A 14,035-nucleotide genomic window follows, 5' to 3' on the forward strand; every position below is an offset into this window, starting at 1 on the left:
AAAGGAGACCCGTGGGTCTCCCTTTTATTTTCCTATTGTCCCAATAGATATTTTAAATATGGTGAGCTCATTGGGAATATAATTACTGTTTCTTCATCTATTATAGTTTTGTATGATTCTAATGATATAAACATATTGAAGAATTCGGGGTCTTTTCCATATGCTTCATTGTATATACGGGCCGCCTCTTTTTCTCCCTCTGCTACTATTATTTTAGCCTCAGCTTCAGCCCTTGCAAGCATTTCCTCAACTTCTCTATCGGTTTCTGCTTCAATTTTCAGAGCTTCTGCATCTCCCTGCGATAAATACTCCTGAGCTGTACTAACTCTTTCTGAAATCATTCTTTGAAATACAGAGTGTTCATTTTCAATTGGCAAGTCGGTTCTTTTCATTTTAATATCCACTAATTCAATTCCACTATTATTGCTCAATAGTATTTCATTTACTTGAGTTTTAACTATAGTGTCGATATCTCCTCTTCTACTCTTTTTATGATTAACAATTTGTTCATAATCCATTTTTCCTAGCTCTGTTCTAATATTAGAATAAATGATATCTCCAAGACGGCCTTCTGCGCCACCTAATGTTCTAAGGGATTCTATTAGCGCCTGTGGATCAGTTATTCTCCACAACCCATAATAATCAACCTTTATTCTCTTTTTATCTAATGTATTAATTTCTGCAGGTGGTACATCGTAGATAAGTGTATATTTGGGCAGCGTTGATATTGTTTGTACTATAGGCAGCTTATAATTAAGCCCTGGCTTATCTATAATTCTTACGATTTCTCCGAATTGTCTAACTATCTTGTATTCATTTGCTGGCACAATATATAGATTGTTTAATACAAACATTAGTGCAATACCTAGTAAGAATACTGCAATAATATATTTTTTGTTCAGCTTAATTTGTGGACGTGGGTTCTCGCTACTGCTCATTGACTCATCTGCTAAATTTATAACTTTTTTGAATCGAAACATTAGTTTCCACCTCCTCTAGTAATGCCATCCAGCGGTAAATATTTAATTGTTGAGTTTGACCCTTCTTCCATGATATACACCTTTGCATCTGGTAATACCTGTTGTAGGGTTTCTATTATTAATCTCTGACTAGTAACATTTTTATTATTTACATATTCTGAATAAATTGCATCGAATCTAGCTACATCTCCTCTAGCCTGCTCTATTTTTGCGACTTTTTGGCCTTCAGCCCTACTGATTAAGGCCTCTTTTGTACCTTCTGCTGTATTAATTTTCTCATTTCTATATCTATTTGCTTGATTAATTTTGGTAATTCTTTCTTCTCTTGCAGAAGTAACGGTTTTAAAAGCATCACTTACCTCTTGTGTTGGTAGGTCAACATCCTGAAGGTTAATGTTTACAATAGCTATACCTATATCATAATCTTCAACTAGTTGTGTTAAATTGTCTCTAACATCGTTCATTATACGGGTTCTTCCATCTGTTAATGCTTCATCTACAGTGGAGCTACCCACTACTCCTCTTAATGAAGCTGATGTAGCATTATATAATATACTTACAGGATCCTGTGTACTATAAAGAAATGCGATTGGATCAACTATTCTCCACTGAATTTCAATGTCTGCCAAAATAATATTTTCATCTCCGGTTATCATTTTAGCTTCGTTTTCCTGAAGTATAACACCATCTCTAGTTTCTTTATAACCAAATGTTAATGAAAATGTTTCCCTTGAAAGCTTCTTAACTGACTGAATAGGATATGGCAGCTTAAATTTTAAACCTGGTGTCATAATATCTGCACTGGGATCACCAAAGGTTATTAATACTGCGTATTCTGTCTGATCAACAGTATAAAAGCTGCTGGTTGCAACAGAAAACCCTATGATAACAATAATTACAATTAAAACAGACGTTATCATTTTTTTCATGTAATTTCCTCCCCTTCTCTTAAAAATACTTAGCATATTTATGCTTAGAATAATAATTCCTTAGATTTGGTCTTGCACTTTTAAAAATTATTTTTAACCGTGCATTACAATTATACCTGTTTGTCACTTAAACCTCAATGATTGTGGTATTATTTAATAAATATATAATATTTAATAAATAGAAAAAGAGAACTGGTGGTATTAAGTACTGCAGTCCTCTTTCCATACATTCTATAGCTTTTCAATGCCCAATGGCTCGTACCCAGCTTCTGCTATGGCTATGTTCAGTCTCTCATCCGATACATCAGCTTCTAATTCAACTAATGCACTTTTATCGGCTAAATCTACTTTTACATCCTTAACTCCTTCTATTTCTAATAGCGCTTCCTTAACATGACTTACACAGTGTCCACAGCTCATTCCATCGATATTAATCTTCTTTTTCATATTATATTACTCCTCCTTATATAATAAATTTACTAAATATACTATAGCCTTGCTGTTTATTATTTATCATTTAATCAACTTCTTAATTGTTTTTAACACTTCATCTACAGATTCCTCTTTTCCATCCTTAAGCTGCTGGATAATACAATTTTTAATATGCCCTTCAAGTAGAATTAATTCAATCGAGCTTAATGCAGATCTGGAAGCCTCTAGCTGATTTATTACATCGTCACAATAAGTGCCCTTTTCAATCATATTCTTAATTCCTCTTATTTGTCCTTCTACTCTATTTAACCGATCTATTATAGACTTCTGGATTTTTGATGACTGTTCAGTTGGTTTTTTTGTGCTTTTAATCACTAGCATCACCTCCTATAAATAAAATACCATACCCCCCTACTGTATGTAAAGGGTGAATTTTGACAATAGTATTATATGTATTATTTATTAAATTAAATACCTTAAGCTTGATACAGCATTTATCTCATTTTTTAGTATACAGATATGTATGGTTGCATTTAAACAATGATACTCTTTGATTGTTGCCAAAAAATATAACGAGAACTCTAAACATTAAAGAGTTCTCGTAATTTTTTACCCTAGTGTCAAATCTCCTAAAACAATTCCTATTACTTGTCCATTGGATGCTTTTATTGGAAGTGAAATTGTTACACAGTAGTTTTTAGATTGTAATGAAATATATGGTTCAGAAGTATACTCCTTCCCTATAATTGCCTCTTGAAAGTAGGGCCGATGGGAAACATTGTCCTTTAACCATTCGTTGGTACCCTTAATTGCCATAGCCTTTGAGTCACCTTTACTGTCAACTATTGCAATTAGCTGAAAAAAGTCGTTCTCCTTAAGGGTTTTTCTTAAATATGCTAAATTGGTAGCTTCATCGTTTACAGTTAGCAGCTTTTCATTTGATGTAATACTTAGCAGAACATTTTTTGCCTGAGTTATTGCTTTTTTTGTAGTTTCATCCATTACATATTCTTTAACAAAGCCTTCAACAATTTTTTGTACCTCTTTAGCCATTATTCCCATTTTTTTTATGGATTCGAAAATCAATTGTACTGATGCTGTTTGCTCTTCTGTTGAAGCTGCTGCCTCTTGTGAAAATGCTGCCGCTTTTTCTGTTGCTATAGCAATTTTTTCTATAGCTAAATTAACTTCCTTGACAAGATCTGCCTCCTTCTCTGCCAATGTATAAATACTATCAATAGAATAGGAGGTGCTCTCTGTTGACTCTATTACCTTTTTCAACTGATCTTTGCTATCGTTTGCCACTTGAATATCTGCTTTTGCTTTTTCAGTCTCTCTAATTATTTCTGTAGAAATTTCAATTATATTGGCTGCAATACTATTAACAATTGCTTCTATATCCTTGGCGAAATCAGAAGTTTGCTCTGCCAGTTTCCGCACCTCATTAGCAACGACTGCAAACCCTTTTCCTGATTCTCCAGCTCTTGCAGCCTCTATAGAAGCATTTAAGGCAAGCAAATTAGTATTATTACTAATCTCAGTTACAAATTTAGTAATTCTTTGAATCTTTTCAACCTCTTCTTTAAGAGTTTGCATTTTATTAGATAGTTCGAGACTCCAGCTGGAATTGCTCTGTAAAATATTTACAACATTTTCAAACACATGACTACTTTTCTTTACTGTTTCTACCATATCATTTGAAATTTCCTGTGATTTTTTTGCTTGATCTAATATGTCCATGATTCCTTTGTTCATTTCTCGTGTATAATCATTAATGTTTATAAGGGCTTCATTTTGTTGGCTTGATTCTGAGGCAATATCTGTAATTGCATTAGCTACTTCTTGGGAAGAGTCGTATATGTATTTAGTATTTGCCTCTAATTCATTTGCAAAATTCATAGTTTTTTCATTAGCTGCAGACACCTGCCCTATTAGATCCCTAACCTTTATTATCATCTCATTAATATTGTCAGCTAATTGTCCTAAGCTAGAGCTAGACTCTATTTTAACCTTTGTAGTTAGGTCTCCCTGAGATATCCGGGAGGTTGTTTCAATCATTTTATTAACCATCTTATTCTTTCCCAATAACATAATACCTTCCCCCTTGTTTGTACCACTTGAATTTTAAAAGCTTCTTTAACTAAATATTCAACAAATTTTTACAACTTCCTGTTTTTATATTTTAATATATTGTAAACTTGTGGCATATTGAAGCTCTAAATTACTCCTCACCCTCTTCAAGCTCACTTATTTTATTTGCTATGGAAACAGAGACTATAATTGACTGGGGATCTTGGGTAATATGAAATTCTTCACTTACCTCCATATCTGAAACTCTTAAAATGTCTCCTGGCTTAAAGCTTGAAACATCATACTCAAGCCTTTTAGGTATTCTTCCTGCTGTACATTCTACTTCTATATCCTTTATTTGCTGCTGCATTATAGCACCACCTTTTTCAACAAAGTGCTTTCCATTTAGTACTATTGGAATTTTAACATTAATTCTCTGATCCTCAGATACTTTTTGAAAGTCCATATGTATAATTTTACGTGTTAAGGGATCCGTCTGGACTTCTTTTATAATAGTTGTGTAATTTACTCCTCCGATATTAAGAATTACTAAACTATTTTCACCATTATTTCTAATAAGTGTTTCTACTTCTCTTCTGTTTATTTTTACCGGCAAGGTATTCATCCCTTTACTATAGATAACTGATGGAATATAACCTTCCTCTCGCACATGATGACTATCATTTTTACCTGACTTATTTCTAAGCTCACTTGTTAGTGTATACACAACATCATCTCCTCTCATTTATTAGTGAATTATTGCCCATTAAGCTTAAACTATACTAATAATTGATGGAGACTTAGTAAAGAAACGGAATCCAAAATAAAAACAACCCGGCCATCTATTAGACCGGGTACATTTTATAATATATCTTCTTGTTGTTCTTCAGCTTCTATTACCTTTGATGCATAAGCCATTGTTGCTATTACTGCATTCTTATCTGTTAGTATTTCTATGTTTTTATTATTTGCAATACTTATATCTGCTAAAGTAATATTATCCTTTTCCTTTAGAATTTTAGCATCTACCTCTACTCTATCTGGTAAATATTTAGGAAGTGTTTGAATGTCTACATCAGTTAATTGAACCTGTACAATTTCACTACTGGTTTCTACTTCATCCTTATTTATTATGTGAATTGGTAGTGAAATTTTTATTTTTTCATTTTCATTAAGCTTTTGTAAATCAACATGGAGTAAGGTGTTTTTCACAGGCATCCTTTGTACTTCTTTTATGATAGCAAAGCTTTTTTCACCTGCAAGATCTAAGCCTATCCTTATGCTGGTTCCATAGTGATTTAACAACTTTTGAAATTCCTTTTCATCCAAATAAAGATTTTGTGTCTCTTGCCCTCTGCTGTAGAGTATCGCCGGTAGCTTTCCTTCTCTTCTCACCTTTACAATACTATTCTTACCTACTGCGTCTCTTTCATAAACCTTTAATATAGGTGTTGCCATGTTTTTTCTCCCCTTTCAATGTCATGTTGTATTTATGCTTATTACTATTAAAACAGATTATTTTAAAAATTGCAAATTTTTGTATTATATAAAACTGCTTCCTAGGCAGCCCAGGTTGATGACAAAGGCATCAAAATGTAGACTGATCAAAAAATCACAGATTCGAGGCGCAAAAAAACCTAGCGACCGCAGCGTAGAAAAAGAATACGTAAGGGTGCTAGGTTTTTGAAGTAACGACGAATATGGGGGTTTTTCATCAGTCTGAGCTGCTTTCAAAGCAGCCCTTAATCAATAGACCTAAGTATTCTTTCTGCGATATCGCTTAATCGTAGTTCTCCTACTATTTTGTCAACAGTAATAAATATAGTTTTAATTTCGTCCTCTGCCTCGTCATAATGATATGAATAGCTGTAGCATAGCATAGTAGCTGGCATAATGTCCTCTATTACTGCAACCTTTTCATCTGCTAATTCCATTAATTCATCAATTAATTCTTCCTCAGAAAGGTCTTTAATATTGTCTATATCTAGCTCTTCCTTTAATTGATTTATATCATGAAAAATCTGATAAATAAGGGTGTCCTCCCTCTTAGCTCCTTTTGTCAAATCCTTTACCCGCTTGAAATGATAATTTTCTTTTATCTTTGTATAGAATTCCTGACTGTCTATGACTTCGTTACCTACAACTATATAGCTCATTATTACCCCTCCCTTAGCTCTCTCCAGTTACTTTAGACTTCATTAAAATAAAAGGTACATCCTCCATTGGTATTTTCCCTAGTTTTGTATACTCTTCCTTTAAGGCATTTAAAAAGTTGCCCGAAATTATTGCTTTACAACCACCCATTAGTTGACCATTTATAACCTGAATACAATTTGGCGCAGTTAAGGAGTAGTTTCCACTTGTGGCATCCTGTGTATGCATACCTAATAAATCACATACTATAATTCCATTTTCAATTTTACTAATTGTATCTTGATAGCTCTCCATTACTGTACTATATAAGTGAATACTCCCTTTTCCTGCTGGAATTGGAGTTGGCTTTCTTTTTATTTTTTTTGCATATTTTAAATCTAATATAGGTGTTTGCAGCTTTCCATTTCTTAATAAAAGCACTTCTCCTCCTGGTACTCCTTCAAAGGTTGATATGTAAGACCCTTGATTATAAGGCAAAGTAGTGTTAATGCATAGATTTATGTCCCCTCTAATAACTTCTTCGGCCTTGTCAAAGTTGGCTTGGGAGAATGCAGATCGTTTATTAACAATGTGACTTCCAAATAGGTTGTTTACTAAATAGTGACTGATAAAGCTTTCTGTCACCTCTGGTAGTAATAAGACATCCATTTCTCCACTCTTCAGCTTTTTTCTGTTTTTCAATTGATGAATTCTCATAGCTGTTTCACTTATTATCTGGTTTTTCTTTTCATTACTAATCTTCCTTCTATTTATAAAAGATTTACCGAAAATCTCGTCACCGTAAAGGTAAGTTGAAAAGGAGGTGGATAGATTGGATATAGCAAGTCCTTTAGAATTATAAATATATTGCTGAAACGTGCTGGCACTAACAGAAGCATCTATATTTTTGATTTCGCTCCCCACTAACTCCTTATGATAAGCTTCTAATAAATCAAATAAATATTCTTGATTATTATATACCATGTTATTAACTTCTATGTCGAATAGCTTAACCTTTGGGTATTGCTGTTCTATATATATGTCTGATCCTTCGGCTTCAGCAAAGGAAGCTTTTCTCCACAAATCTATCATCTTGTGAAAACTTTTTACTGTATTGCTTTGAAGTACAGCAACACTTCTCCTGTTATCCTGCCATATAATATAGATTTTTCCTCTAATACTCTCTTCTGCCTTTGGGCAGCTATAAACTCCTCCTAATTCATTGTTTTTCATTCCAACCTTTATTGAGGTGTTTTTATTAGCCCCGAAGTACCAGCCTTTAATCTGAAGTTCCTTCTTGTTACTTAACATATATTCTTTAATCTTATCTTCCAATTCTTTAATATATTCTTCCATGTTACGCTCCCCCTATTATTACGTCTTTATTGGCTTCCAATACTATAAAATAATGAGAGCCACCGCTTGAGGGTACACTTTGTCCTGCCTTGCCACAGGTTCCCTGTGCATCTAATTTCAACTCACCCAATGCTCCTATAATGGCCTTTAAGGCTGAAAGAACCTTTCCACTAAATATTGCCGGCTGATACAATTTGCAGCTATCTCCTAATAAATATATTCCACTGCAATTAAAGACAAATTCACCTTGACTAGGTTTAACCTGTCCCCCTTTGTAACCAACTAAATATATAATTTCTTCATGTGGTTCTGCTAGATTATTCTCAAGTAAAATTTTATAGAGCTCTTCTGGGGTAACGTCCTCTATTTCCTTTTCCATTGGTACAAAGCCTTCAACTTCTATTCGAATATTTGACATTCTTGGTAGGGGAATATGTCTATAGCTTTCAACCCTGCCTGCTCCTGTTATTGGCACGGCAGCCTCAGAAGCAGAAAAAACATCTGATAGTGCCTCCTGTAATATTCCCTTCTCTACAATATTAACTGGCCTTCTCTTTACACCATTAGCACTATATGGTTGATATGCATAATCTCCATCAACAGATTCGTCTATGATGGAAACAATTGAACTTGCTACAGCCTGACCTTTATTAAAGCCTCCTTTAGAATCTCCCAGTATAGAAGTTTTTAAGCCGTCACTTTCAACTGCGTGTCCAAAGGCTTCATGGGCTAGTCCCTTTGCTAATGGATAATCTAAAATAATTTTGTAGCTTCCTCCCTTAATTGTAGGTGCCTCTAAAAGCTCTATTGCTAGGTTGCAAGCATTTTTAGTTCGCTTAACAAGACAATCTCTTTTATCTTTATCTATAAGTATAGAAGCATCACTCCCACTAATGGCAGATCTAGTTGTTGCAGTGTTTCCAGCCTTTGCCGTAATGGTATTTGATATTGCCACCCTTGGTAAATTATAGAAAACATCTGTGCCGTCGCTACGAATAATTCTCCATTGGTCTTCTATGAATTTATAAAAGGTTTCAATTGATATGCAATTATATGAATCAATTATTTCTTTATTAAATTTTAATAATTGAATTTCTTCTTCCTCGATTTTTAGATAATCAAATGGATACTTTACAGAGGCATATGCTTTATCCTTAATGGAAGAAATTTTAAAAATCTCCTTATTCTTTTTTCCTCCCCTTTTATCTATTTGAAATGCAATATTTGCTGCTATTTCAACCATTTGCAAGCAGCTCTCTTGGTCTATTTTCTCTGAAGAGGCAAATCCACATCCTCCATCCTTTGTAAACACTTGAATACCTATTCCGCCTGCCTCATTATATGACATTTCTTCTGTTTCACCATTATTTATAACTATATATTTCGCCTTGGTTTTCTGTATTCTTAAAACTAGATAAACCCCTAATTTTTCTCCATATTGCAACGTTTTTTTTACGATATCATCGAAGAACTCCATTTAGTCACCTCTTTCTTAATTCTATTATTCTCGTTGTGGGGGACAAATCCTGCCACAATATATCGTTAATTATTTGACAATTGTTAGTTGTTGTTTGTGGCTGCAATCAAAGAGGTAATGGGAATAGTTAATAGTAGTCCTATGCTTCCACATAAAGACCTAATAATCTCTGAAGCAATATATTGTGTATTAACAATATCAACCAATGTCATTTCTCCTACAGCAAATAAAAACAATAGGGGTAGGGAGGTGCCAGCGTAGGCTAATATTAGAGTGTTGGTCATTGTTGCCATAATGTCTTTACCAACAGAAAGTCCAGAAAAAAATAGAGTTGATATTCTAACCTTTTTATTTGTTTTCTTTATTTCAAATACCACGGAGGTAATGGTCATACTGACATCCATTACAGCTCCTAAAACGCCTATTGTTATACCGCTATAAAGTAAGCCCCTATAGTCAATGTTTAAATTTGTTTGGGTAACAAGCATTTGTACTGTTTCATCTGATATTCCTGTAAGCTGAATAAGGTTGCCAAACAAGACTGCAAGAATTCCCGAAACAATTGTACCTCCTATTGTTCCAAGTATAGCGCAAAGACTCTTTTTACTGAAGCCACTGATCAATATGAAGCTGGCAATAACAATAATACTACATACAAGCACTGTAGAAAGGATAAAATTGTATCCCTGTATAATCATTGGCATGAATATCTTTACCAAGCATAGTCCAGTAATAATCAAAGCTATAAATGAACGGAAGCCTTTAAAGCCTCCAAATAAAATCAACAATGCAAAAAATAGAATCAAAAGTATTAATAAATAGCCATCTCTAACCACTTCTAAAAAAGCTATGCTTATTAGTTGATTGTTTTCAGTAGTTAATTGTACAAAAACTTTCATATTTTCAACCAGCTGTATGTTATATTTCGAACCTTCTATTAATCTATGATTAAACTGAATAACACTATCTTTAAATTCACCCTCTAATATTCTAACCTTTACAGACTGTACTGAAGCTTCATTTTGCTGGATTACTACCTCTTCTAATACTACTGCCTTTACCTTGGTGTACTCTTTATTTACTGCTATAGCATTTGCAGTTAACCAGTCACAAAATATGAGAAGCACTATTATTAAGCAGACTTTTTTAAGCATATATCTATGTCCTCCTATACTTTTTACTATATAGGATATATATTACATTAAATAACAACATATTAGCATTAATGAGGAAATTGTATAATTGCTTTTGGCTGATTCTTTATAAAAAGTAACGGTTACAACAACAGTCTTTTTTAAATAAAAATAACCCAAAAGCATTTTCTCACTAACGGGCTTTTTCAAAGCATTATAATTATAGCTGACTATTAATTTTTCTTTTCTTCCATACCCTCAAAACTGCTATAGATGAAATATACGCTATTATATAAGCAAATATAGTTGGTATCAGTATGATAATTGGCTGTTTAATTAATTCTCCAAACACACCACCTACTGTGTATGCCATAATATAAAACACTAGTGGTATCTGTATCGCAGGGAAAAGACTCCCTGCAATTAATATGTTTTTCTCTTTTCTATAACCTCCCAGCATTGAGCCGATTATATCTGTAGCAAATCCTGCTACAGCAGAAACAAAAAACATAATAATTGCAAAGCTACCTATCATTAGTCCTATTAGGATTCCAATAATAGTAGCTGTACCTGTCCGCTTAGTTTGATTAATTGCTAAGGTAATACCTGCCCCGTAAATTGGAGCAACAAAAATTGCCCTATATGCAGGAATTGGTAGAATAGCAAATAGAGGTACTAATATATACCCCAGTACAAACATCAATACAACTATCAGAGCTGTAAAAGTTAGATCTTTTAGTTTGAATGTTTTCATTATACTGCTCCTCTATAACCTTACATTTTTTCTTTATTATACATGAAGTATATCTTAATCTATGTGATTATAATCATAAGATTAATAAAATTAGAATAAAGCTTGTCAACTTCTAAAGTTTAATATATGCAAAAAATAAGAGAAGAATATATTATAAGTATAATACATTCTTCTCTTATTTTTAACATTTCTATATATTTTAAAACCTAGTCTAATGTATAAGGTAGTAAAGCTAAATGTCTTGAACGCTTTATTGCTTGCGTTAAGTCTCTTTGATGTATTGCACAGTTTCCAGAAATTCTTCTTGGAAGAATTTTACCACGCTCGGTTACATATTTTCTAAGCTTTTGAACTTCTTTGTAATCAATACGAGCGTTTTTGTCAGCACAGAAGGTACAAATTCTTTTCTTGCTTCTGCGTTTTCTCTTGTTGATCATTCTTTTCCCTCCTTCTACTAGAATGGAATATCCTCATCTTCGTCGATAGCTTCAAAATCGTTTAGATCTACATCCATAGAGCCAAAGTCATCGTTTTTCTTCTTAGGTTGATCTTCACGACCTCCCCATTCTAAAAACTCCACCTGGTCTGCAACAACTTCTGTAACGTATCTCTTGTCACCATTTTGTGTCTCATAGGAACGAGATTGTAATCTCCCCTGAATCCCCACAAGGCGACCTTTTGCAAGATAGTTTGCACAGTTTTCTGCAGTTTTACCCCATACAACAATATTGAAGAAATCGGCTTCCTTATTTTTTGAAAAAGGTCTATTTACTGCAACACTAAAGGTGGCTACAGCTTTTCCGCTGGCAGTAAATCGTAACTCTGGGTCTCTTGCTAATCTCCCTATCAATACAACACTATTCATAGTTACACCACCCCTATTAATTAAGCTTCTAATCTAATTATCATATGTCTAATTACATCATCAGCGATTTTCATATTTCTGTCTAGTTCCTTAGGAACGTCTGCAGAAGAATTGAAGTGTACTAGGTAGTAGTAGCCTTCGTTTAACTTGTTAATTTCATAAGCTAACTTTCTGTTACCCCACTCATCAACATTTTCAACTTGTCCATCAGCTTCAATGATACCTTTAAACTTATCCAATAGCTGATTTCTTTTCTCTTCATCTGCACTTGGCTTTAAAATGTACATTAATTCATATTTATTCATTATTTCACCTCCCTCTGGACTTGAGCGGCCCTGCTTCACGCAGGACAGAGAAATGATTTCTCACATCTAGGTATTATATCATTTCAGTTTAAAAAAAGCAAACTATTTATTTGTAAACAACTATGTAGCCAAGTAAATAATTAGCTATAATATAGTTTTTCCCATCTTCCTTAACGATAACCCTAAACCAATTACTATAATGAGAGCATATTATAAAAAATTTCTATTATTTATTTGTATAAAAAATTTACTTGTTGGCAAAATTATAATTATATAACCCCCACAATACAACATTTATTCATCCCAATCTCCCCCTTACAAAAGAGAGTGGCAGTTGCCACTCTCTTTTTTTTCTTTATTCTTCCATTGCCTTCTCTAGCACTTTTCCTAGTCTCTCTATTCCTTCTTTTATTTTGTCCTCTGGCATGTTGGAGTAATTTAGTCTTAAGGTGTTTTCACGACCTCCGTTAGGAAAGAATGATCCTCCAGGAACAAATGCTACATTTACTTCTAATGCCTTTAACAGTATATCTCTTGCATTTAGGTGGATTGGTAGTTCAACCCAGGTAAATAAACCACCCTCTGGATAAGTATATTTAAGACTTTTGGGAAAAGTCTCCTCCATTGTCTTCAACATGATATCTCTTCTTTTTCTATAAACCTTTTTTATCTTTTCAATATGTGCATCCAGGTCATATAATTCTAAAAATTTATCTAGCTCCCGCTGAGACATTGAGTTTGAGTGGAGGTCTGCTGCCTGCTTAACAAGAATATATTTTTGAAGCAGTTCAGCCTCTGCATATACCCAACCTATTCTTAATCCTGGACAAAAGGTTTTTGAGAAGGTTCCTAAGTAAATGACTCTGCCTTCTTTATCAAAGGACTTAACGCTTGGTGGTCTTGCGCCTTCAAACCTTAGCTCTCCATATGGATTGTCTTCTATGATTGGCAAATCAAATTTGTTAGCAAGCTCAACAAGCTTTTTTCTTCTTTCAACAGACCAGGTTCTGCCGGATGGATTTTGGAAATCAGGAATGACATATATCATTTTTACATTTTCTTTTGTTGAAAGAACCTCTTCTAATTCTTCCATAATCATTCCATCATCATCGGTTGTAATTTCAATAAATTGTGGTAAATATGCTTTAAATGCATTAATCGCCCCAATATAGCTTGGGCTTTCGCAAACAACTATATCATCTTCATTCAAGAATATTTTTGCTGAAAAATCTAGCCCCTGCTGTGACCCACTAGTTATCAGAAGGTTATCGCCGTTACCCCTTATGCCTGTGTCCATTAATCTTTCTGCGATCTTTTCTCTAAGTGGTGGAAATCCCTCTGTAGTACTATATTGAAGAGCTTGCTTGCCTGCTTCCTCTAATACAAGTTCCGAAACTTTTTTCATTTCTTTAATAGGGAATAGCTCTGGAGCCGGTAGACCCCCTGCAAAAGAAATAACTTCTGGTCTTTCGGTAAGCTTTAGGATTTCCCTTATCTCTGAAGCCTTTAAATTATCCATTCTCTTTGCATATTTAATTTTCATAAAGACACCCCTTTAACTTTTTTTCGACGGAATCCATAAATATATATCATAAAATAAT

The 14,035-nt window shown here is 33.7% G+C and carries 16 protein-coding genes; all 16 read right to left on the reverse strand.

What is annotated here, in order from left to right; genetic code table 11:
• Positions 1 to 32: 32 nt before the first annotated feature.
• The 16 genes from hflC to BLP68_RS01390 all read right to left on the reverse strand — a co-directional run bounded on the left by hflC (position 33) and on the right by BLP68_RS01390 (position 13,977).
• Entirely contained in the window at positions 33 to 980 is a 948-nt protein-coding gene (gene hflC, locus BLP68_RS01310) for a protease modulator HflC (protein WP_091539079.1), read from the reverse strand.
• On the reverse strand, positions 980 to 1,909 hold the full coding sequence (gene hflK, locus BLP68_RS01315; protein WP_091539084.1) for an FtsH protease activity modulator HflK: 930 nt from the start codon (positions 1,907 to 1,909) through the stop codon (positions 980 to 982). Before hflK ends, hflC begins: the two co-directional genes overlap by 1 nt.
• Before the next feature lie 231 nt (positions 1,910 to 2,140).
• Positions 2,141 to 2,356 carry a heavy-metal-associated domain-containing protein gene (locus tag BLP68_RS01320; protein ID WP_091539087.1) on the reverse strand — a complete coding sequence of 72 codons (216 nt, stop codon included), beginning with the start codon at positions 2,354 to 2,356 and terminating at the stop codon, positions 2,141 to 2,143.
• 66 nt (positions 2,357 to 2,422) lie between these two features.
• A complete protein-coding gene (locus tag BLP68_RS01325) occupies positions 2,423 to 2,716 on the reverse strand; it encodes a metal-sensing transcriptional repressor (protein ID WP_242876873.1) in 294 nt (97 codons plus the stop codon).
• 234 nt (positions 2,717 to 2,950) lie between these two features.
• Positions 2,951 to 4,432, reverse strand: coding sequence for a methyl-accepting chemotaxis protein (locus BLP68_RS01330; protein WP_091539094.1), 1,482 nt, complete (start codon positions 4,430 to 4,432; stop codon positions 2,951 to 2,953).
• Positions 4,433 to 4,562: 130 nt separating this feature from the next.
• The gene (locus tag BLP68_RS01335) at positions 4,563 to 5,138 is read right to left on the reverse strand and encodes a 50S ribosomal protein L25 (RefSeq protein ID WP_242876874.1); all 576 of its coding nucleotides are present in this window, start codon (positions 5,136 to 5,138) and stop codon (positions 4,563 to 4,565) included.
• Between the two features lie 134 nt (positions 5,139 to 5,272).
• Positions 5,273 to 5,869, reverse strand: a complete 597-nt coding sequence (locus BLP68_RS01340) for a 50S ribosomal protein L25 (RefSeq protein ID WP_091539101.1) — start codon at positions 5,867 to 5,869, stop codon at positions 5,273 to 5,275.
• A 284-nt stretch (positions 5,870 to 6,153) separates the two neighbouring features.
• Positions 6,154 to 6,567 carry a hypothetical protein gene (locus tag BLP68_RS01350; protein ID WP_091539109.1) on the reverse strand — a complete coding sequence of 138 codons (414 nt, stop codon included), beginning with the start codon at positions 6,565 to 6,567 and terminating at the stop codon, positions 6,154 to 6,156.
• A 13-nt stretch (positions 6,568 to 6,580) separates the two neighbouring features.
• Positions 6,581 to 7,900 (reverse strand): metallopeptidase TldD-related protein, encoded by a 1,320-nt coding sequence (locus BLP68_RS01355; protein ID WP_091539111.1) that lies wholly within the window; start codon positions 7,898 to 7,900, stop codon positions 6,581 to 6,583.
• Position 7,901: 1 nt separating this feature from the next.
• Positions 7,902 to 9,377, reverse strand: coding sequence for a TldD/PmbA family protein (locus BLP68_RS01360; RefSeq protein WP_091539113.1), 1,476 nt, complete (start codon positions 9,375 to 9,377; stop codon positions 7,902 to 7,904).
• A gap of 83 nt (positions 9,378 to 9,460) precedes the next feature.
• On the reverse strand, positions 9,461 to 10,531 hold the full coding sequence (locus BLP68_RS01365) for a YibE/F family protein (protein ID WP_091539116.1): 1,071 nt from the start codon (positions 10,529 to 10,531) through the stop codon (positions 9,461 to 9,463).
• Between the two features lie 199 nt (positions 10,532 to 10,730).
• On the reverse strand, positions 10,731 to 11,264 hold the full coding sequence (locus tag BLP68_RS01370; RefSeq protein ID WP_091539117.1) for a hypothetical protein: 534 nt from the start codon (positions 11,262 to 11,264) through the stop codon (positions 10,731 to 10,733).
• A 206-nt stretch (positions 11,265 to 11,470) separates the two neighbouring features.
• On the reverse strand, positions 11,471 to 11,701 hold the full coding sequence (gene rpsR, locus BLP68_RS01375) for a 30S ribosomal protein S18 (RefSeq protein WP_091539120.1): 231 nt from the start codon (positions 11,699 to 11,701) through the stop codon (positions 11,471 to 11,473).
• A 17-nt stretch (positions 11,702 to 11,718) separates the two neighbouring features.
• On the reverse strand, positions 11,719 to 12,129 hold the full coding sequence (locus tag BLP68_RS01380) for a single-stranded DNA-binding protein (protein ID WP_091539121.1): 411 nt from the start codon (positions 12,127 to 12,129) through the stop codon (positions 11,719 to 11,721).
• Between the two features lie 20 nt (positions 12,130 to 12,149).
• Positions 12,150 to 12,434 carry a 30S ribosomal protein S6 gene (rpsF, locus tag BLP68_RS01385; protein ID WP_091539124.1) on the reverse strand — a complete coding sequence of 95 codons (285 nt, stop codon included), beginning with the start codon at positions 12,432 to 12,434 and terminating at the stop codon, positions 12,150 to 12,152.
• Between the two features lie 355 nt (positions 12,435 to 12,789).
• The gene (locus BLP68_RS01390) at positions 12,790 to 13,977 is read right to left on the reverse strand and encodes an aminotransferase-like domain-containing protein (RefSeq protein ID WP_091539127.1); all 1,188 of its coding nucleotides are present in this window, start codon (positions 13,975 to 13,977) and stop codon (positions 12,790 to 12,792) included.
• Between the last annotated feature and the right edge of the window lie 58 nt (positions 13,978 to 14,035).

The organism is Alkaliphilus peptidifermentans DSM 18978 (assembly GCF_900101495.1).
In the GTDB taxonomy this organism is placed as follows: domain Bacteria; phylum Bacillota; class Clostridia; order Peptostreptococcales; family Natronincolaceae; genus Alkaliphilus_C; species Alkaliphilus_C peptidifermentans.